Annotated in this window: 1 protein-coding gene; it reads left to right on the top strand. The window is 62.8% G+C overall.

From position 1 onward, the window contains the following. Positions 1 to 113: 113 nt before the first annotated feature. The coding region (locus ABEA18_RS24090) for an ATP-binding cassette domain-containing protein (RefSeq protein ID WP_345453832.1) at positions 114 to 699 on the top strand (586 nt) is incomplete at its 3' end.

Here is a 699-nt window from a genome sequence, read left to right as displayed (position 1 = left end):
AGTGGAACCCGGACTGGTTCAAGTTCTTCCTGGGCCTGATGCTGCTGCTGGCCACCATCGTGAACCTCATCGTCAAACGCCGCGCAGAGCTCAAGTAGAAGGGCCGCAAGAACATGAATGCCAAACAGATCGACCAGCAGACCCTGCTCCGGGATGAGAAGGACCCGCTGACCCACACCCCCGTGCACCTGCTCTCCCTGGACAAGATCGGAAAGCACTACGGGAACATCATCGCCCTGCGGGACGTGACCATGGCCGTGGACAACGGCCGCGTCACCTGCGTCCTGGGGGACAACGGCGCCGGCAAGTCCACGCTCATCAAGATCATCGCCGGCCTCCACCAGCACGACGAAGGCGCGCTGCACGTCATGGGCGAGGAACGGAAATTCAACTCCCCCCGCGACGCCCTCGATGTCGGCATCGCCACCGTGTACCAGGACCTGGCCGTGGTCCCGCTGATGCCGATCTGGCGGAACTTCTTCCTCGGCTCGGAACTGACCACCGGCTTCGGCCCGTTCAAATCCATGGATGTCCAGAAAATGAAGGACATCACCCTGAAGGAACTGGCCCAGATGGGCATCGACCTGCGCGATGTGGAACAGCCCATCGGCCAGCTCTCCGGCGGTGAACGCCAGTGCGTCGCGATCGCGAGGGCCGTGTACTTCGGGGCGAAGGTGCTGATCCTGGACGAACCCACCG

Source organism: Arthrobacter gyeryongensis, from assembly GCF_039543785.1.
Taxonomy (GTDB): Bacteria; Actinomycetota; Actinomycetes; order Actinomycetales; family Micrococcaceae; genus Arthrobacter; species Arthrobacter gyeryongensis.
Note: the sequence above shows the minus strand (reverse complement) of the source record. Positions and strands in the feature narration are given on the sequence as shown.